This window comes from Ralstonia sp. 1138, from assembly GCF_040544795.1.
GTDB lineage: Bacteria > Pseudomonadota > Gammaproteobacteria > Burkholderiales > Burkholderiaceae > Ralstonia > Ralstonia flatus.
The window spans coordinates 17,553-38,012 of the sequence record NZ_JBEPKQ010000010.1 but is presented as its reverse complement, the minus strand read 5'-3'; the positions used below and the strand labels follow the sequence as shown (position 1 = coordinate 38,012).

Genomic DNA, 20,460 nt, shown 5'->3' with positions numbered 1-20,460 from the left:
CGCCGCAACGTCCGTACCCGCAACATAGACCTTCATGCCCGTTAGTGATACGACCGCGGTCGCATCGGTGTGATAGATCCGGAGGTAGCGGCCCGTCGACCTCAAGGCTCCCGTTGTGCCACCAACCGCCTTCGTCACCTTTCCCTGCCCCAGATCCGCATTGATGCCAGCGCTCCAGGAGGCTGCCGTGAGACTATAGTCCACTGTGTCGTTGCCTTGACCGCCATCCAGCCTGTTGTTAAACCGCTCGATGTCCTGCAGGATCAGGTCGTCCCCCCCGCCTGCGTTCACTATGTCGGCCCCGAGCCCGCCGGACAGAACGTCATCGCCATCGCCACCATTGATCATGTCATTGCCATCGCCACCGGAAAGGGCGTTGCTGTTTGTATCTCCGATCAACGTGTCGTCCATCGATGTGCCATTGACATTCTCGACGTTGGAAATTTGGTCAATGAACGTATGACTAGATGGGGCAACTGTGGTGCTCGCCGCACCGAACTCGGCTCGCTTGGCGGTCGTGTCTGCTGTCAAACTGGCGTACGTGTCGCCACCCCCAAACGCCGTGTTGGACACAAACACCCGCAGGTTACTGGATTCATTCAGAACATCAGCACGGCCCCACAGCGAAATCGCATCAATGTTCTGCACCGAGCCCAGGTCCAGTTCGATGTACGCGCCTGCTCCTCCGGCATAGGCCAAGTTGCTCGTTGTCGACGTGCTCGCTCCGTTCCAACCCCCACCAATATTGCTGTCCGTCAGCGCATTTACGTTATTCCACTGCGCTCCGCCCAGACTGCCGCTGTCCACACCACTGCGAGAGATCTTGCCCGCTGCAACATCCACACCCCCAACGTAGACCTTCATCCCCGTCAGCGATAAAACCTGGCTCGCATCGGTGTGGTAGATCCTGATGTAGCGGCCTGCGGTGCCGACATACGCAGTATTGTCTGCCAGAGTCTTTACAACTTGATTGATGCTCAAATCTGCTTGTATGCCATAGCCGATTCCCGACAAGGACGTGCTGCTGTAGTCCACAGTATCCACGCCTTCGCCGCCATCAATTACGTCACGATCACGGCCGATGTCCTGCAAAATGACGTCGTCACCAGCATCTCCTCTGATGACATCTGCCCCGGCACCGCCGGCCAAGCGATCGTTGCCGCCGCGGCCCGAGATCACGTCGTTCCCCGCACCGCCGGAGAGCGTATTGTCTTCATCGTTGCCGAGCAGAGTATCCGCCAGCGAGGTACCGATAATGCCCTCGACCCGCGTCAGACTATCGGTGACAGCGTCACCTGACGCCGCGCTGACGACGCCCACATCGACGACCTTCTTCGACATGGCGGCAGCATCTGGTTGATAGTCCGAAGTGAATGGTGTATCGGAAAAACACACCTTCAGATCATTCGATACAGAAAGCCCGTTACTCGTTGCCCACAAATCGATCGTATCAATTGAATATTGAGCACCGAGGTCAAGCTCAAAATACGGCGTGGTCACCCGTGGATAGCGCGCTGTCTCGAAAAGCGCTGCAGTTCCTGACGCGCCGACGCTGTCATCGGTCAGCACGTTCGTTGTCCTTGGACCGGGAGAAATAATGTCAATATTTGCCCCCATTCTTACCGAACGTCCAGCAGAGACGTCAACTCCACCAGAGACGACTCGGATGCCGCTCAGCCCGATCCAGGGAGTAGTAACGCTATTATGATAGACCCGAACATAGCGGGCAGTTACCCCGACTGCAGCTGTCGTCCCGGTGTTCGCGAATTTCTGGACGGTTCCCGCGGCAAGATCTGCCGAAATTCCCTTTCGCCAGTTTTGCGCTCCGGCACCGTAATTGACAATGTCATTGCCATCGCCACCATCTAGCAAATCCGCTCCAGGACTCGCATCCTGAACAACGAGGTCATTTCCGCCACCGCCGTGAACATTGTCATTACCGGCATTACCCATTAGTACGTCATCGGCGTCGCTACCCCAAAGCGTATCGTTTCCGCCACCACCGGAAAGCGTTACGCTGTTCTTTGCTTTGCGTGCATCAAGACTATCGTTGCCGTTTCCTCCGTAAATTTCTTGAACATTCGTCAACGTGTCCGCTGCCGTCAATGGCCCCGACATCGTCTGCAATTCGACGGACCTGTAATCAACGGTTTCAGTTCTCTTGCCAGCTGAGTATTTTTGAGTCGATGTGGTTTCCCGATAAATTTCAACATTCTGCAACGACTTCTGGACGCTAAAACCCGTGTCAGTTGCGATTATATTGAGTTGCACATCTCCGCCAAGACCTGCATACGAAATGCCGTTATGCCCGGATCCTCCGTCGAAAGTTATTTTTGATGCATTGGCAAGCACTGTATCGTCGCCATCACCGCCGTTGACGATCAAGCCAATGTCACCATCGATCGTTCCATTGCTATTCTTCAAGCGAGAGACAATCTTTCTTAGATCCATGGTCGAACTCGAAGCACCATCACTGATCGACCAGTTTGGGGACTTCATGATCACGTCCAAGCTTGTATAGTAGGAATTTTTTCCCGTGGACACGCGCTGCCGCACCTCATTGCCTGGGGCCATTAGCGGGGTCAAAAACGTCAAAAGCTGCTTGCTACCGACTTGCCCCGTCCCGAGGTTGATAGATCCACTTGCAACGTCCAGCGACAGGGTCCGATCGGCCTGCTTCGTGCCGCTGACAAAGCGGTCGATATAGGCGTCGCGGGTCTTGAGGTTCGCCGCGTTATAGGTGACGGCGGCGAGCTCCATGGCGGTACTGGACATGCCGACGGAAGTAATGCCGATAACACTATCGACGCCGAAATCGGATTGGAGCTTTTTTAACGTATCAATTGCACCAGCGCTGCTGAGAATTTGCGAATATTTCGCATTCAAATTTTTCGCAAAATATGCAAAACTTCCGCCTTGCTCATTGATTTTCTCAGCATAGTCACGCGCAAGTCGTTCAATGAGTGGTTGTTGTATGCCCTTCAGAATTCCGGACAATGCACTTGTCACTAGGCCTACAATCACAGCGACGGGAGCGCCGATACCAGTTGCCGCGATCGCGGCCGAGACAGTGGCACCGGTCACGGCAAGAAGCGTCGTTGCGCCTACAATCGTTCCGTCTATCGCTGTCTTATCACGATAAAAACTTGCCAACAAGCTGTCGCCGTCATAGCCCAATGGCCCCAGCTCTTTAGCCAACTGATCCAGTTGGTTGGCATATTTCGACTGTTGAACCAAACCATAAATTTCCAGCGGACTCATTGCGAGCACGATGCCCGCTGCCGCAGCACCTAATGCGGGTCCCAAGACGCCGGCACTCGTGGATGCCGCACCCTTCGCCGCATTAATCGCGAGCAAGGTGTTACAAATTCCTTGAACGCTTCCACCAACGATCTGTACACCCATTTCTGCTGCGATCACACCCTTCTGCTCGGGAGTAAGCTTGTCGTTAGCTAGAAGCGGAGCCAAGGCGGCAATGGATGCGGCGCCGTTCAACGCCCCGAAGAAGCTGCCGGCAATGCCTAAATTCTTGCTAGTGTTCGCGGCGCCACGGACTGATGCGACCGTGCTGGCCCCTTTCAGGGCGTTCGCAATCACATTTGCGCTGTTGGCGATCAAGCCCATCGACGAGGACACAAGATCAAGATTGTTTCCATACTCATCACGTGATGCTGCCGGATTGTGGAGCGCCAAGCTCAGTTGTTTTCCTGCCGCCCCCAATCCGATAAGGGCATTTGCTGTAAATCCAAAACTAGCAGCTGCACCAAACTTCGACCGACCGGATTTGACGGCGGTCTGGTACGGTTCCTGCACAAGAGATTGGAAGAATCGTATCCCAAGAGTATTTGAATTGACGGCAATCGCCGAATTCATCTTTGACGCATTCCAACGAATTCCGTTGGCCACAAAAAGACCAGTTTCCAGGGTCGCATTAATTACAGACCTGGCCGCAGTTATTGCAGCCAAATTATATGCGTCTTGATTTCCGGCCGCACGATCACCCGGGATGGAATTTTGATTCCATAAGTCCGAACGATTGAACGAATATCCAACACCCAATATTGCGGTACTAGCCCAAAGATACTGCGAAAGAAAATTCGTCGTTGATTCGTAATTCCAGTTAATAGAGTTCTTGATTCCGCTCAGACCATTTTTCTCAATCAGATTTCCCAACTCGCCGGTAGTCCAAGCCCGATATACAGCATTCAATACTCGATCTTGGTTGTTGTATATGCCATATGGATTTGACGGTTCGCGGAATCGCTTGTAGACCTCAATATCCGCGGTATAGGCAGAGAGGTCAACGTTGTCGAGAGTCTCATCGTTCAGGCCCACATTGTCTCCATTGTTATCTATGCTGATTATTAATTACCTGAAATCAAATTAACAACTTTCACATTTCACATCAACCGTGCTGGCACCTTCGTCACCCTGGCTAGAAACTGTTCGTAATATTCGTTAAGTAGGCGACCCGCGTCGGTTGGGTTTATTTTTTTTCCGTGAAACTCCATTATTCGAGCGCGCTCAGACGCTGGCTTGACACGAATCGCCCTGGCGACTTGATCAGGAAATTTTTGACCCATTAATCGCTTCAGCTCCCATGTATCGCGCGACGAAAACGGTGCGACCCAATCCACAAACCAAAGACGATCCCCGTCATTCCAGTTTTCCAACTTCAGCCGCGCTGGATCAGCCATATATTCAAGCTCGGACGCTTCGCTGAGCAATGCCCAACTGCAATAAGCGACAGGAAGCCCATCGCGCTCTATAAGGTGATACTGACCTTTGGCGATCGGGGGTAGCAGAAATTGGCAGAGAAGTTCATTGCTCCACCCCCTGTGCAGACGAGAGCTCATCCACAACCAAGCAAGCTTTCCTAATACAGAAAATTCTGATTGATCAATAAATTCAACCACTGTTTCTCTCCACTATTGAGTCGGCGCTCTTATTACCTACCACATCGATCATTCAGATGCACACGTCGAAATAATCAGACCATCATTCGATGCCTCGCCATAACGGACCACTAAACAGCGAGGAAAATTATTTTAATTAAAATTCGACAGCAAAAAATGTTGTTTTATCTTCTGATGCCCAGAATTGAACAGACACTCCGCGTCACGGCACTGCGCACCATAAGATGCCGATGACTGAGGAATTGCAAACGAATGTAGCCATTGAGGGTTAATACCGAGATCAGATTGTGACTGTGCCCATCCGATCTCACCCTTTTGGGGCTAGCATGAAACACCTTCCCGTAGTTCACTGGCAACTGGCCCGGTTGTCATCACAGAAACTGTCCCTAGCTGCGATTCGAGAGCCTCGTTAGATTATCTGGACCATGTCGTTTGGAGTAACCATGAAGATGAAGACGATCGGATTGATCGGCGGTATGAGTTGGGAGTCTTCGGCCGAGTACTACCGCTTAATCAACCAAGGCATGAAGAATCGACTGGGTGACCACAACAATGCACGCAGCATCATGGCGACCGTGTGTTTCGAAGAAATCAAAGCACTGCAGTACGCCGGTCGGTGGGACGAGCTCGCTTTGCGCATGCAGGAGGCCGCGCTGCAGGTGCAGGCTGGCGGTGCAGACCTCGTGCTGTTGTGCACGAACACCATGCATAAGGTCGCGCCGGCGATCGAGGCAGTACTACAGGTGCCCTTTGTTCATATCGTTGATCCGACGGCGCAAGCACTCAAAGGTGCTCGTATCGGTAGGGTCGGATTGTTGGGCACAAGATTTACGATGGAAGAAGACTTCTATCGATCTCGCATGACGCAGCACCATGGTATCGAGGTCCTGATTCCGGAAGAGAGGGCTCGGGCGCGCGTTCACGACATCATCTACGACGAGCTATGCCACGGGGTTTTGAGCGATTCGTCGCGAGAAGAGTACAAACACATCATTGGCAAGTTGCAAGCTCGCGGAGCACGGGGAATCATTCTCGGGTGCACGGAGATCACTCTGCTGATTGGGCAAAGCGACGTTCCTATACCCGTGTTTGATACGACGGCGCTACATGCGCATGCCGCTGTGTCATTAGCGCTCACAGAGGGCGATGACGCCTGAGCGGGACGAACGTGCATTGCGATAATGAAGCTGGGGCGACGATAGTAGCGACACAGCGTTCCACAGCAGCAACTCGCCCGGCAACGTGAGAAGGAACCTTCGGGTGGTCCCAGTGGGGACGGTGTACGCCCTTGCGTCCTTGTCCAAGGACAAGCGCGAAGAATTCGAGAAGCCAGTTAATGGGACGATGAGCGATCCTGAACAGAAGCAAAAAATCTGCGCGTCTGTTCAAAGCTTTGCCCCCCAACGTACTACCCGAAATACATGATCAACCACGGACTGAGTGCAATGCTTGCAGCCACGTCGAACATTAGGGCGCCGAACCTAGGACTTGTCGCCCCCTTCGACGAGACCACCAGTTGGAGGGCGGCAGTAAAAACCTATCTTCTTTGTGACGCTCCCTAGTTGCGCCGTCGTAGACGGGACGCGTCGCCGGTGATAGTGTTCGACCTCGCGCTTCTCAGCGGCGACATCGGAGCCGCACCGTTTGCGTACGGCATCGGAAACAACATCGCCTCCCCAAAGAGGACCACAGACTGTTGAGCGTGAATCAATTGATTAAATCAGGTGAAGCCAACGAGTCTGAATGTGCCCCGCAACAAGGCATTTACCTTTTCACACTCCAAAGCCCCATCTCACCAGCAGCGGCCAATAGCCGAAGGCGTGCCGAACGCCATTCCGCCAGCGTTCGAATCCTCTCCTGACCAGCGTCGGCCAAGGCACTCTGTACATTCAGCATTTCAAGGATATCGGCGATCCCACGATCATACTTACGCTGCACGTTGTCACGCGCATCTTGCGCGGCATCGAGCAGACGGCGCGACGATTGCAAATTTCTCAGCGCCGAGCTTGCTTCCGCGTAAGCCTTTGCCACATCACCGAGCACCTGGATCTGGGTATCCCGAAGCTCCGCCTCTTTGATCTCGATCTGCGCTTGGGCCCCACGCACCTTGTAGGTCCTGCCGAAACCTTCAAACAAGGGGATATTGAGCGTTACCCCAATCACCGATTCTTTCGTCTGCATGCTGGTCAGCCCCTGACTGGGCCGCCCATTGACGTATTGACTCTTCGCAAAATCCAGCGTCGGCAGCCCTTCAGAACGTGTCGCGGTGAGCTTCTCCCGAGCGGACTCCAACTGTGCCCGTGCCGCCACGATCGCGGGGTGTTGCTCCCGGGCAAGCCGCAACCACTCCGATAGATTCTGCCGTAGCAGTCTGTCTTCGTCTTGGTAGTCCGGTGCCAGCACTAAACCCGGTGCATCCTCGCCCTCTGTTTGCAAGCCCAACGCCACAGTCAAGGCCACCAGGGATTTTTCATGCGCGCCGATGGCCCTCGCATGCTCCAACTCGGCTTTCGCTAAGGAGGTCTGAGCCTGCAACGTATCGGACTGCGCCCCCGCGCCGCGGGTCTCGCGTTTCTTGGCCGCCTCGAACGTTTGTCTTGCCAGGGCTTCGTTCTTCTCTTTCGCTTCCCGGCCGGCCCTAGCAGTTTGTGCGTCGAAATACAGCCCAATGACGTTGGCCATGGTCTTTTGCAGCACCGCGTCGTGGCTCGCCAAGGCTGCTTCCAACAGCGCATTGGCGGATCGTCGATTGGCCCCTCGCCCTCCGAAGTCCAGTAACCGCCAGGTCAGCGAGTAATACCGGGACAGGCTGGTCCTGTCCGAATTCACCTGGAACTGGGATTCAGGGTATTGGGTTCTCTGGTTGAGATAGCTCGCTCCAGCCGTGATCGTCGGCAAATAGGCGGCCCGCGCCTCGCCCACCTGGGCGGCCTGCACCTTGATGTTGGCCCAGGCGCTTTGCACCTGCGGGTTGTGACACAGCGCCAAGTCAATCGCTTCGGCTAAGGCGATCGGCGTTGTCGGCTCATACCGATTATCGTCACAACCAAGCGCCTGCGTATCCCCCGGCAAGATCTTTCCTGCATCGAGCGCCCGTGGGCGCGTCAGCAAGGGATCTACAAACGGGGACGTCACGATATCCTCCCAGTCCCGCGCGTGCGCGCTGGTGCATAGCGCCCACATTGCCAGAACGACACCCCAGCGAGGCCACAGCCATTGCTTAACGCTCATGCAAGGCCTCTCTTTGATGTTGCACCAGCGGAGACAGCACATACTCGATGACACGCCGTGTGCCTGTCTTGATTTCCACATTCACCGACATGCCCGCTGACAGCGGCATCGTTTTGCCATCCACGGCGATGACGTTCCTGTCCAGAACCACCTTGGTCGAGTAAATCAGTCCCTTCTTGTCGTCCTGGATGGCATCCTGCGAGACGTGCCTGACCTTGGCTTTGATCGTGCCGTACTTGGTGTAATCAAAGGCGTCGATCTTGACTTCGGCATCCTGACCCGCCAACACGAAGCCGACATCCTTGTTTTCCAGGAAGGCCTCGACCTCAACCACGTTTTCCTTTGGCACGATCTGCATGAGCGGCTGTGCGGCCGGTACAACGCCGCCCACGGTATGCACGTTTAACTGCTGGACCGTCCCATCCACGGGCGCGGTGAGCCGCAGCAGCTTGCTGTGTTCTCCCGCGCGACGCTGATCCTGTACGCCCGCCTCAACCAGCTTCTCGCCCTCCACCAATGCATCGTGCGCCTCCTTGCGTGTCTGCGCGATCAGTGCCGAGCGCTGATTCCTCGCGTCCGCCAACTGCCCCTGCAGATCCACCCTGGCTTGTTCTTTCTCCAACCAGGCATGACGTGACACCGTGCTGTCCATCATCAATGCCTTGTAGTCCCCGGCCCGTTGCGCAGCCAAGGGCAATGCTGCCGAGTAGCGCGCGATCTCACCATTCAGTCGCGCGAGCTTGGCGGAGAAATCCTTGTATTGCCCGTCCAGTTGATCCTGGGCGGCCTGCCACTGCGCCCGCGTCACGCCTTCTACAACGGCAAGACGAGGAGCATGCAGCTTCTCTACCGCGCGAATCATGGCAACCGAGCGGGCCGCCTGAAGCTTCGCCTGCGCCACCACGTCTGTGGCTTTGTCGTGCTCAGCGTCGCTGCTACTCGAATCCAGCTCGATCAAGACGTCGCCCGCATGGACTTCCTGGCCTTCGGTAACGTATGAGGCCTTGACACTGGCAACATCAACGGAACCGATGGTTTTGGTGCGCGCTGAGGGGATGATTTTTCCCGTGGCATTGACGATGATGTCTATCTGACCGAACACCGCCCACAGCACAGCAAAGATCACAAGCCCCATCAGGATGCGCCCTGTCCAGCGCAAGGTCGACGAGTCTGGCGCTTCCTGCAGCGATAAGCCCGCCGGCAGGAACTCCGCTTCTTGCTTGTTGAAAAAACCCGTTCTCAACGCATGCCGCATGCGCCAGAAATGGGCGAATACCCGCACGTAACGGCCCAACAGGTCTTTCAAGGCGCCCGCCCGGTGCCGCATGCTCATGATGCGACTCCTTCAGGTATGGGGGCAGACGAGCCGTGAGCCGTCTGCAAGCGATAGAGGTGGCTATAAATGCCCTGCTGGTTCTTCAACAGCTCCTCGTGGCTTCCCGTCTCGACGATCTGGCCACGCTCCATCACGATGATTCGATGCGCGTCCCGCACGGCAGACAAACGGTGAGCAATGACGAGCACGGTTCGCCCCGCACAAATCTGGCGCATGTTGTCCTGAATGATTTTCTCGGACTCGTAGTCCAGGGCGCTGGTGGCTTCGTCAAAAATCAGGATGCGCGGGTTCGTGATCAAGGCACGGGCTATGGCAATGCGCTGGCGCTGACCGCCTGACAATCCCGTTCCGTGCTCCCCCACCACCGTGTCGTAACCTTCGGGCAACTCGCAGATGAAGTCATGTGCCCCCGCCAATTTTGCGGCGGCGATGATGGCTTCAATGGGCAACGACGGATCGGTCAGCGCAATGTTGTCGCGGATCGAACGCGAGAACAGTGTGTTCTCCTGCAACACCACACCGATCTGGTGCCGCAGCGAAGCCGTGTCGACGATCGCAATGTCCTGACCATCCACCGTCACCCTGCCCCGGTCAGGCACATAGAGTCGCTGCACCAGCTTGGTCAAGGTGCTCTTGCCCGAGCCCGAGCGCCCGACGATGCCAATGACTTCGCCCGGTTTGACGTTCAGTGAAACCGAGCGAATCACGTCCGGGGCGTCAGGGCCATAGCGAAAGGACACCTGATCAAATCCAATGGCGCCAGCCACTTGCGGTATGCGTGTCTTGTTACCCGCCACTTCTGAGCGCGCGTCCAGGATGTCGCCCAGACGGCTCATGGAAATGCCGACCTGCTGGAAATCGTTCCACAACTGGGCGAGGCGCAAAATCGGAGAAGACACCTGACCGGCCAGCATGTTGAACGCCACCAACTCGCCCACCGTCATCTTGTTGTCAACCACCAGCATGGCCCCCAGCCACATGATGCCCGCCGTCACGAGCTTGCTCACCAGACTGACGCCGCCGCTGGCCACCAAGGCGATGTTAGTGGTGGAGAGTCCCGCCGAAACATAAGCGGCCAACTGCCTGTCCCACTTCTGTTGCCAGCGCGGCTCCACGGCCATCGCCTTCAAGGTATCCATCCCGGTCAAGGTTTCCACCAGAAAAGACTGATTCTCCGCCCCCTTGTTGAACTTGTCGGCCAGCTTCGCGCGCAGAATCGGCGTAAAAAGGAAGGACAACGCCAGATAGACGGGAATCGAGGCCAGCACAATCAAGGCCAGCGTCACGCTGTACCAGAACATCACGGCCATGAAGACAAAGGAAAACACGATGTCCAGCACCAGGGTCATGGCGTTGCTGGTGAGGAAGGAGCGAATATTCTCCAGTTCGCGAATACGGGCGACCGAGTCTCCTGCGCGGCGTACTTGAAAATAGCTGATGGGCAGGCTCAGCAAGTGGCCGAATAGCCGTGAGCCCAATTCCACGTCAATCTTGCTGCTGGTGTTGGCAAACACCGCTGTCCGAATGCCAGTCAATGCCGCCTCAAATAGTGTGGCGGCAATCAACCCGATGGCGATCACGTTCAAGGTCTTCATGGCGTGATTGACCAAGACCTTGTCCATCACGACCTGAAAAAACATCGGCGTCACCAGACCGATGATTTGCAACACCAGGGAGATCAGTAGCACTTCGCCCAACGTCTTCCGGTACTTCACCACGGCGGGGATAAACCATGTGAAATCGAACTTGGCCATGTCCCCGGCAAAGGTGGCCTTGCTGGTCAAGAAAATCAGATCGCCCGACCACAGCCCCAGGAACTCTCCCAGTGGCAGCACCTGAGGCGGATGACCGGGGTGCTGAATCAAGACACGCCATATTTCCTGGCTGGTATCGACCTTGCCAATCAAGAAAAACGCCCCCGACGCATCCTCGCCAATGGCCGGCAGTGGGGCGCGATCAAGTCGTGTGGAATCCTGCTTGACATGTTTGGCTGTCATGCCCAGCTTCCTTGCCGCCAACAGGAGCGTCTGGGCGGAAAACCGTTCCCGGCCAAAGTGGTGCTGCAACTGCACAGCATCGGCAGCCACGCCGTGCAGTTTCGCCATCATCATCAAGCACTGCAATCCGGTGTCGATGCCGATGTTCGTGTCGTTCTCAAACTGTGAGCTCGTCCCTGCGGCCTGACGGTTGCTATCGGTGTTCACGCTTTCTGTCGCCCAATCCCAGTCACAAAAAACGGCCCACTGGTTGAGGGTGAGCCGCTGCTGCTGAAGCTACTCGGCTAAAACGAGGAACGTCCTACTGCTCCTCGTTTCAGTGATCGCTCATGGTCGTCAATGTGTGACCGTCATCAACACCTGACCATTGCTGGTTTGCCCATTGGCCCAACTGGTCTGCGTGGCGGGAGGGGGCGCGAACGCATCCATGGCCTGCACGAACTGCTCCACGTCGGTGTCGTACATGGTCAGTCCGTCGGCCGTTCGGATGCGCTCAATGTGGTTGTCTGTGCCACTGGCGCCACCCACATACCAGTCCTTGACGATAATCTGGTCCGTGGTTCCCATGACACTGATTTGCAGGTCGTCGCCGACATGCTTGAACCAGAGGTTGTTCTGGTTGATGCCGCTGAACTGGATCACATCGATATTGCCGGCCGTGGCGTCACTATCGATCACGGTATCCTGACCATCGCCGTGGGCGAACTTGTAGGTATCGTTGCCGGCTTGACCGATCACGGTGTCGTTGCCCAGCCCGCCTGCGAGAACGTTGTCACCCCGGTTGCCCGTAATGGTGTTCGCCAGCTCATTACCCGTGGCATCAATGTTCTCTTCCCACAGCTTGATCGGATCGACCGTGTAGATGCTGTATGCGTTCGCCACATCCGCATCGTTGCGGAAGTCGGCACTCGACACGTAGCGGGTCATGTCGCTGACCAGACCACGGCCCGAATCGGCAATATAGAAACCGTTGATGGCCCCGGTCGCCGCATCGCACGCCACGCCCGTGACGGTCACAACATGGTTCACACCACCGTTGTCCAGGTAGTTCGCATCGTCCCAGAGCTTGCCCGCGTTCAGGCCAATGATCACGCCACGTCCACCCTTGATAAGGTTGGCGATCGCTTGCTCGTTGTAGCCCATGATGATGCCGCTATTGATGCCGTAACTCGAGAGCAAGGCCTGCTGCTGCACGTAGTTGGAGCCGCCGCGTTGGTAGTCGGCCTTGGTCGGGTCAGTCACGCACCAGTTGTTATCGATCGCCGTCTGCACCACCTGCGACTCAGACAGCGCCTGATTGGCCTGCGTCGCCAAGTTGGCAATACTGGTCAGCGCACACGTGCCCTTGTACCCGGCCACGGCGTTGCCCTGCATGTAATCCAGCTCGTAGGCCTTGGGGTAGCCATAGACGAGGATGGGCACCTCATCGGCGATGCCTTTTTCAGCCTTGGAGAAATCCAGCAGGGTGAGATCTTCGACGTTGGCGCCCAATGTGTAGCTGATGCTGGCGGCTGCCGTATCGGTGCCCTCACCGGCAAGTTCAATCACCTGATCGCCGACGTTGTCGACGTAGTAAGTGTCATCGCCTTGGGCACCGATCATCGTATCCGCGCCCGTAACGCCGTCCAGAATGTTGTCCTGGTTGTTACCGATGATTCGGTTGTTCAGGCTGTTGCCCGTACCGTTATAGGCCCCGCCTTCAGTCAACCGCAGTTCTTGAACATTGGCGTTGAGGATGTAGTTGGTGCTGGCGATCACGGTGTCGTAGCCTTCGCCGGCCTGCTCCAAAATGACATCGTTCACGCTGTTGACGATGTAGATGTCATCGCCCTTGCCGCCTTGCATGTTGTCGGCACCAGCGCCGCCATCGATGTAGTCGTTCCCCACTCCACCAATGATGGTGTCGTTGCCCGCGCCGCCATACAGAAGATTGTTGTCGGACACGCCCGCAGCCAGTGCCGCCTCGTTGGTCGCGACACCGCCCACAATCAAATCATCGCCATTGCCACCGTAGATGGTGTCATCGCCTGCGCTGCCGAAAAGACGGTCGTTACCGTCTTCGCCGTAGAGCTGGTCGTTGCCGTCACCGCCCTGGATTTCGTCGTTACCAACGCCACCCCATACCTGATCGTTGCCAAGACCTCCCAGCATCAGGTCATCGCCGGCTCCACCGTACATCAAGTCGTCGTCGGTCTCACCGGCCGCCAAGGTTTGCTTGGTATCGTTGCTGGGGGTAAAGCCCATCATGATGTCGTTGCCGTCGCCGCCCCACATCTGATCGTTACCGACGCCACCAAACATCCGATCGGCACCAATGCCGCCGTCCATGATCTCGTTGCCGGTGCCGCCGTTGACTTCGTCGTCGCCGGCGCCACCATACAGCCTGTCGTCGCCATCGCCGCCGGCCACAAGGTCGTTGTCGGCACCGCCGTCGATGTAGTCATCGCCCAGACCACCATACATTTGATCGGTACCCGCACCACCGAACATGGCGTCGTTGTCGGTTTCACCAGCGGCCAAGGTTTGCTTAGCCTCGTTGGAGGCCGTGAAACCCATCATGACGTCATTGCCATCGCCACCATTCATGACATCGTCGCCAACCTGCCCGAAGAGCATGTCGTCGCCCGCGCCACCGTCCAACGTGTCGCTACCATTCCCGCCCTGGAGCTCATCGTTACCCGCGTCACCGATGAGGGTGTCATTGCCCTCCTGGCCAAGCAGCACGTCGTTGTCCGCACCACCATTCAGAAGGTCATTGCCGTTCCCTCCCTGGAGCTGGTCGCTGCCCTCTTCGCCGTAGAGCTGATCGTCGCCGTCATAGCCCAACAGGGTATCGTTGCCCGTGCCGCCCCAGAGGGTGTCGTTACGAACACTTCCTCCCATCAGGTCGTCACCCGCTCCAGCATAGAAGTACCGCACCAGCGAGAGGTTGAAGTAGCTGCCGTCGTATTGGGCGTAATAGCTGATATCGAAAGTATCGCTGCCGTCGGTGCCAACCAGGTTTTGCTGATTGCTGGAGAGCTTGATCTGATCGGGAGCCCAGTCAATCCATTGGTTGGCGTTGACATAGAAACGGTTGTCGTTATCACGCAAGGTGCGGTAGTTGCTCTCCAAGGCAGCGGGGACACCAGGTGCTGCGAGGCTATTGGCGGGGGCCAAGAGATTCTCTTGCCCCGCCATCTTGAAGTTGGCGTTGCCCGACGTGTAGAACGCGTAATCGGTGGAGCGAACACTGGACAGACCGGCGTTTGCCAGCTCGGTTGTGAGTTCGGTCAACTCGCTCGTTTGTGCGAGGCCGTCTTCATTGGCGTCAGTCCATGCATTCAAGCCATTCAACTCGATACCGCCGAGCTTCCCATCGTGATTGGCGTCCAAGGCTGCAAGTTGAACTGCAGTCAGCCCTTGATTCGAACTGTTCAGGACACGGAAGGTCTTGTTGGCAATGGAGGTAGCGTTGTCCGTGGCAGCAGACTTGCTCTCGTAGAAAGCGCCGATGGGTGCATAGGGAAGGCACTGGCTGCCGTTGTCGATGTAACTGATACCACCTGCATTCACAAGTTGCGACGTGGACCATGCAGTGTAGCTCTGCCAGGTTTGGCTACCAATCTCACCCAGATTCAACCAATTCTGCATCTGTTTATCAGAATTATATATTGAATCCCTTGAGCCAATACCATTCTCATACTTATTCAGCATGTCGTCAACAAACGATTTATTCCATGTTGGCCATACTGCTCCTTGGAAATCGCTCGGATTAAGTCCACCAACCTCCATCGCCTTCCACGTGTAATCAATACAACTGTTCGTCAACCCATTGTAGTGCAGCGTGAAGCTCTCACCTTTTCCGTTAATGTCGTTGACGTGCACAGTACTGTCTGGCATTCCAATTCGCGTCGCCTCACCAAAATTTTTCATGGCATCGTATTGTGCCTGCGATATCTCTACCGTTCTGGTGTAATACGTACTGGTGTAGTTACTATTGTCATTTGAATATACTTGACCCGGCGCAAAAGGCTGGCCGTGATGATTTTCATCCGGTGCAAAACCATAGCTGGAAGGCTGGCTACCATCACCTTTATCCAGTGAGTACCACATGTGGCCGACGGAGGAAGTGTTCCCGTCTGAAAGAGGAGTTCCAGCATTGGCAATATTGACAGTTACGAACGGCATAGCTTCTCTTGTTATTCGTTGTCGTTGAAAGTAGTTGACTTGGGATAAAAGCCGATGTGCAGGTAAGTGCCCACCCCCTCCGGCAGAACTGTCTCTTGCAAAGTGCTTGCAATCACCTTGTATTTTCCGGGGCGGAGCTTGACGGTAGCAATATGCCGAGTAAGGACATCGCCACCGGTAAACTTTGGCTCCGTACGCGCATCCTGATCAATTAAAACTGACACATCCCCAACTTCATTTATTTTCTGGACTTGAATATGAATCGGAATATCAATGGCATCAATAAGATCTACAGCTCGCCGATCCTTTCGCCATTCTTGATGCGCCTTGTCATCCCACGCAACCGGACTACCGAAGCCAACATCAAAATTATATATACGGTATTCTTCGATAATAAACGCCTGCTCAATGCGGCTGCTTTGGCGACCAACATCCCACTTAAAATTTCGCCCTGGCGGAATGGTCGGGATATCAGAATCGGAGCGAGAAAACCAACTAGAACGCGCCCATCGCGGCAGACACAAAAAAGAAAAAAGACACGCCACAGCCCCTCTCCTTTGATTCGAAAATTCCCTGTTACTCATTTTTATTCCAATGCCCCTTCAATGCTTTGCGCCTTTTCATTAAAAAAGCAAATAGATAATCGCTGTTTACCTTCATCCGAAAAATGAGTTTCAGCTTCAAATATCATCCAAATCCCGCCTTCATCCGGGCAAACTGATTGCCTGCCCATAACCGCATGTGGATCAGCATTGAAAGGCCATTATTTTTGGCTAGCTTCAACCTTAAAATAGAACATCCCCAGCGAGTTTTTCCTCATAGGGTGATATTCCGAGAGCCACTCGCCGCTCCAGGATATTTTTTGCACTGCAACCATAGGTTGCGTTCCTATCAGCAATAAATACAGTAATTTGCGGCATAGTTATTTCCAGATCAATCTTCGATTTATTGAAGCCTCGGATCAAATATGACCCCGATTTTCATTTCCCTATCAAAAAACAGCGGGGAGTCGCGCAGCGCTTTTACCGTTAATTCATAGGATTTTCCGGGGCGCAAATCAGCAGAGAAAATTTCCCGTGTGAATTTTCCGCCCCCACCGGATTCCATACCTAATGTATCCAGCTTCTTTTCAAAAATTAAAGATTCCTCACGATCACTCTCAACCTCAGAAAGCCTAACACTTAAGGGAATCAACCCCTTTTTATTCTGAGGCACATAAGAGTATTCGTATTTAACTCCATCGAACCTGGATCTAATTGCCTCACGCACGGCCTCGTCATACTTCGCAGCAGCTTCTGTTAGTGCGGCACTCCTCTCCTGACTTGATGAAAATGACCCTTTACCCATAAAATTCTCGTACGTAACCTTTATGGGTGACGTCGACTTAAGACTGTCCGTCAAATACCACGCCTCTTGGGAATCCAGTAGTTTTCGCAAATTCTCCGCGTCTTCTCCTCCTTTATGGAAGAAGCTCAGTGTGATTTTGTAGCGCCTACGCTCTCTAACAGAAAATCTCCCAGTCACCACAACACCAGCATGACTTGCATCAAATGAAAATGCACAAGGAGCAATCATGGCGATAGTCTCAGCAAATATGCCGCGCATCGAAAATGGAATTAACCCAACAAGTATCAAAAACCCGCGTCGACTCATTGAATTCATAATTCAATTTATTTTTTAATAATTTCTTTTGCCACTCCGCGCTCAAAATACACTTGAAATTTCTTTTTTCCTTCACTAGGAAATTGAGTCTTCGTTTCAAATGTCATCCAAATCTTGCTTCCATCCGGCACCACAGACTGTTTGTCAATAACCACGAGAGGATCAGCATCCGCGGACCACACCGTAGGATCTACCTCAACCTTGAAGTAGAACGCGCCCGCCGCAAGCTTTGCCTCATAGGGTGACATTCCCGGAACCACTCGTTGCTTCAGAATATATTCTTGAGCCGCCATGGGAATTCGATCGCCATATAAGCGAATCGCCTCGCGAGCAAATTCAAGTCTCTTTACATCAAGATTTATTGTTGAATCTGTCATTTTCCACTCCAAAAAAATCCAGCCTGAGCTTAATAATAGAGAAATAGAGAAAGAAAACCGACCAGACCATCTAAAAGTGGATTATTCATCGCGACTCAATCCATTCTTTCTCCCGCCTCGCCCCAAGCCATTGCCTCCATCAATTAGCATGGACAAGGCAATGTTAACAATAGCGCTTTCCGAGATTAGCCTTGAAGCAAGGCGGAAGTAAATGGTACAAAAGTACCGTTCATCGAAGAAGTTCGATGAGTTGAGAGCGTCTTTGCAAGCCCAAGCGCTGGTAGACGGCAGACAACTGGTTCTTAACAGTCTGCGGGGAGACTCCCAACTCACGCGCAATTGCTTTGTCGCTATGCCCAGCGACCACCCGGCGAGCAATCTCTCGCTGTCGAAGCGTCAGATCTCGCATGACCTTGGATACGGTGTCGAAGTCCGCGAGTTGCGCCAGGTACAAGTCATTGAGCACCGGAGCCAGTACGCGCAGAGCGTCGAGGTGCCAATCTGAGAGAGGTGTTGATACGCCTGCAAAACTGAAATACGTTCCCGCGTTTGCTTTAAGATTCAAGATTCCATGAGCAGCAACGTTCTGTAGATCGAACTCCCTAATTTCATTGACCTCGAATTCCGTCGCATAAGGTGGCGGGCAATCGGGGTCGATCACAAAGGGTTGTCGGTTTGTCAGCCACCAAGATAGTGCACCTCGCTTTTCTAGCTCGAATGTCAATGCCTGTTGCTCGAGATACCTTGCATCGTGCCCGTGAGCTTGCCAGTGAGTGATCGTGATTTCACCGGCAACCAGCATGCCGTGCGCCATGAAAACTCGTTGAAACGGGAAGAAGTCTCGGAGTACGCCAGTTGTCCATGTCATACATTGCGTGGGGTCGGACGGCTGGCCTAGAAGAGCCCTCTGCCACCGGCTCAAATCACTTGCAGACAGTGTTTTCATGAACGCGATGCGGGAAAAGATTCGTCGTACGCGTACCGCTGTGTATCGGTAATTCGCGGGATTGGTTGGCACGAGTCGACGGCCAGACCAAGTCAGTATTCAGCACTTTCGGAGTCTGCTGGCACCGCACCAGTTGGTCGAACAGTTTCCGCGCCCCTTCAACGGACAACTGAATGCCAAAGGTACTTACCGCTACGGCCTTCTGCGCCCAAACGCGCCTCTTCAGCGCGCATAGGTGTGCGCCCGGCATACCATCGTAAATTGACGTCTATCGTCAGATCATCAACGTTTGCAACAGAGACCAACTTAGGCGTTGAAGACCAGCCCAGGACGGACTTCGGTACGGTAGACGGGCGCCTTCAGGGCAACAACGGTGGACGTCATGCTGGGTGCCCTGTCTCATCCGGGCCGCATCACGCTCGTCCGCGAACAGGGCAGTTGCCTGTCACCGTCGGATAGATCTCAGTACCGGATAGATACTCCCCATCGGAATCTATGACTGGCATTGATACCCTTGCCGGAGCCGGTAGTCACTGGGAGACAAGCCCGTCCAGCGCTTGAAGGCGCGCGTGAAGTTGCTGCTATCGGAAAAGCCCAGTTGGAACGCGATCTCGATCAGTGGCCAGGAGAGTTGCTGAACATAGACGCACGCGAGTTCTTTGCGCGTGTCGTCCAGAATTGTCTGGAAGGTGGTTTCGCGTTGCGCCAACTTGACCTGCAGGGTGCTCGCGCTCATGCACATGGCCTGTGCAACGCGTTCACGCCCACACTCTCCGGTGGACAGGAACTCGACGATCTTCCTTCTGACCATCCTAATCACATCGCTGGCATCCAGGCGCGCGAGATAGCTCTGGACAACCTGATCGTGATATCGCGCAAGCTCAGGGCAGGCACCGACAAGCGGCTGCTCCAAGTCTTGGCGGGACATGACGAGCGCGGGCTGGGGAGCGTTGAAAACAATCGGCGCATAGAACAGTCGCCGGTATGGCCCATCCCCTTCACTGGGCATCGCATGGTGGAACGCGATCCGAACGGGGTTCATCGTCGGCCGGTACAGTTGTCGCATCGAGGTCACGAGGAAGGCAAGTACAGTGTCCTCCGTCTCGCCGCACACGTCTTCGGCAAGATGCCATCGCAGCGATACCTCATCATCATCTTGATCGAGCGTGACCTCACTGACGCCCGATGAGAATACCGGGTAGTACTGAGCAAGGCGGCGACAGTAGTCCATCAGCGTACTGCTAGCCATCAGCGCATAGCCGAACGCATGCAAGTCCGCAAGATGCAGATGGCGGGAGACGCTCAACCCGAAGTACGGATCCTCGGTGGCCATCACCCCGAAGCGGAAGAGACGTGATATGGCGGCGACAGGTACCCGTGCCATGGGGTTGCTACCTCGATGCATCGACACCTCGGCCGCTCTGAATGCCGCGTGCGGGTCTACACCGTAGTGCTCCAAAGCCCGCCCTACCGCGAACGCATAGCTCCCGATCGTAGTGCGCATCCAATGATGCCGGCTGCGCGGGCGCATGTCTGACCTCGTAGCCCACTCGTTCAAGTGCACCATTCGCTGGATCCCGGTGTAATTCTTCTGTCGATACCCGTGCGTAGCCTATGTTCATGCTTGTCCGGATTCAGCCCCCGCAACCACAAATAGAAGAGCGACGCATCGAGATTTTCAGGCGCCCTCTTCTGGCAAGTCGAAAGGCTCGCTCCTAGACCTGAGCCAAGATCGGCATAGGGGCGGCCAGCGTAACTGACCGGTCCCCTGCCACACCACCTGGCATGCGGGTCCGCACCAGGCGGTTCGAGAAGTTGAGGTTAT

General features: G+C 54.9%; 11 protein-coding genes and 1 pseudogene. 1 reads left to right on the top strand and 11 read right to left on the bottom strand.

Features of this window, described 5'->3' with window-relative positions; translation table 11 throughout:
• Window positions 1–4,335: pseudogene (locus ABIC76_RS25135) on the bottom strand (hypothetical protein); the annotation flags it as partial.
• 65 nt (window positions 4,336–4,400) lie between these two features.
• Complete coding sequence (locus ABIC76_RS25130; protein WP_354535581.1) at window positions 4,401–4,916, bottom strand: toxin-activating lysine-acyltransferase; 516 nt, start codon at window positions 4,914–4,916, stop codon at window positions 4,401–4,403.
• Window positions 4,917–5,365: 449 nt separating this feature from the next.
• Here ABIC76_RS25130 and ABIC76_RS25125 point away from each other — a divergent pair, with 449 nt between their 5' ends.
• Window positions 5,366–6,073, top strand: a complete 708-nt coding sequence (locus tag ABIC76_RS25125; protein WP_354535585.1) for an aspartate/glutamate racemase family protein — start codon at window positions 5,366–5,368, stop codon at window positions 6,071–6,073.
• Window positions 6,074–6,680: 607 nt separating this feature from the next.
• On the opposite strand, the gene ABIC76_RS25120 is transcribed toward ABIC76_RS25125, so the two are convergent.
• From ABIC76_RS25120 to ABIC76_RS25075, 9 genes are all read right to left on the bottom strand, one after another.
• On the bottom strand, window positions 6,681–8,147 hold the full coding sequence (locus ABIC76_RS25120; protein ID WP_354535580.1) for a TolC family protein: 1,467 nt from the start codon (window positions 8,145–8,147) through the stop codon (window positions 6,681–6,683).
• Window positions 8,137–9,480 (bottom strand): HlyD family type I secretion periplasmic adaptor subunit, encoded by a 1,344-nt coding sequence (locus ABIC76_RS25115; protein WP_354535579.1) that lies wholly within the window; start codon window positions 9,478–9,480, stop codon window positions 8,137–8,139. Before ABIC76_RS25115 ends, ABIC76_RS25120 begins: the two co-directional genes overlap by 11 nt.
• Window positions 9,477–11,594, bottom strand: a complete 2,118-nt coding sequence (locus ABIC76_RS25110) for a type I secretion system permease/ATPase (protein ID WP_502947902.1) — start codon at window positions 11,592–11,594, stop codon at window positions 9,477–9,479. Before ABIC76_RS25110 ends, ABIC76_RS25115 begins: the two co-directional genes overlap by 4 nt.
• 222 nt (window positions 11,595–11,816) lie before the next feature.
• On the bottom strand, window positions 11,817–15,650 hold the full coding sequence (locus ABIC76_RS25105; protein WP_354535578.1) for a calcium-binding protein: 3,834 nt from the start codon (window positions 15,648–15,650) through the stop codon (window positions 11,817–11,819).
• A gap of 11 nt (window positions 15,651–15,661) precedes the next feature.
• Window positions 15,662–16,234: a DUF5625 family protein gene (locus tag ABIC76_RS25100; RefSeq protein ID WP_354535577.1), complete on the bottom strand. Its 573-nt coding sequence runs from the start codon at window positions 16,232–16,234 to the stop codon at window positions 15,662–15,664.
• 361 nt (window positions 16,235–16,595) lie between these two features.
• The gene (locus tag ABIC76_RS25095) at window positions 16,596–17,303 is read right to left on the bottom strand and encodes a DUF5625 family protein (protein WP_354535576.1); all 708 of its coding nucleotides are present in this window, start codon (window positions 17,301–17,303) and stop codon (window positions 16,596–16,598) included.
• 17 nt (window positions 17,304–17,320) lie between these two features.
• Complete coding sequence (locus tag ABIC76_RS25090; protein ID WP_354535575.1) at window positions 17,321–17,689, bottom strand: hypothetical protein; 369 nt, start codon at window positions 17,687–17,689, stop codon at window positions 17,321–17,323.
• A 229-nt stretch (window positions 17,690–17,918) separates the two neighbouring features.
• The gene (locus ABIC76_RS25085) at window positions 17,919–18,503 is read right to left on the bottom strand and encodes a helix-turn-helix transcriptional regulator (RefSeq protein ID WP_354535574.1); all 585 of its coding nucleotides are present in this window, start codon (window positions 18,501–18,503) and stop codon (window positions 17,919–17,921) included.
• Between the two features lie 625 nt (window positions 18,504–19,128).
• Window positions 19,129–20,139 (bottom strand): AraC family transcriptional regulator, encoded by a 1,011-nt coding sequence (locus tag ABIC76_RS25075; RefSeq protein ID WP_354535583.1) that lies wholly within the window; start codon window positions 20,137–20,139, stop codon window positions 19,129–19,131.
• Window positions 20,140–20,460 lie beyond the last annotated feature (321 nt).

Bases quoted from the DNA above. Each gene is read 5' to 3' on its own strand.
- ABIC76_RS25105 (WP_354535578.1), bottom strand. From the start codon at position 15,650: ATGCCGTTCGTAACTGTCAATATTGCCAATGCTGGAACTCCTCTTTCA.
- ABIC76_RS25085 (WP_354535574.1), bottom strand. From the start codon at position 18,503: ATGGCGCACGGCATGCTGGTTGCCGGTGAAATCACGATCACTCACTGG.
- ABIC76_RS25120 (WP_354535580.1), bottom strand. From the start codon at position 8,147: ATGAGCGTTAAGCAATGGCTGTGGCCTCGCTGGGGTGTCGTTCTGGCA.
- ABIC76_RS25095 (WP_354535576.1), bottom strand. From the start codon at position 17,303: ATGAGTCGACGCGGGTTTTTGATACTTGTTGGGTTAATTCCATTTTCG.
- ABIC76_RS25125 (WP_354535585.1), top strand. From the start codon at position 5,366: ATGAAGACGATCGGATTGATCGGCGGTATGAGTTGGGAGTCTTCGGCC.
- ABIC76_RS25100 (WP_354535577.1), bottom strand. From the start codon at position 16,234: ATGAGTAACAGGGAATTTTCGAATCAAAGGAGAGGGGCTGTGGCGTGT.
- ABIC76_RS25075 (WP_354535583.1), bottom strand. From the start codon at position 20,139: ATGCGCACTACGATCGGGAGCTATGCGTTCGCGGTAGGGCGGGCTTTG.
- ABIC76_RS25090 (WP_354535575.1), bottom strand. From the start codon at position 17,689: ATGACAGATTCAACAATAAATCTTGATGTAAAGAGACTTGAATTTGCT.
- ABIC76_RS25110 (WP_502947902.1), bottom strand. From the start codon at position 11,594: ATGATGATGGCGAAACTGCACGGCGTGGCTGCCGATGCTGTGCAGTTG.
- ABIC76_RS25115 (WP_354535579.1), bottom strand. From the start codon at position 9,480: ATGAGCATGCGGCACCGGGCGGGCGCCTTGAAAGACCTGTTGGGCCGT.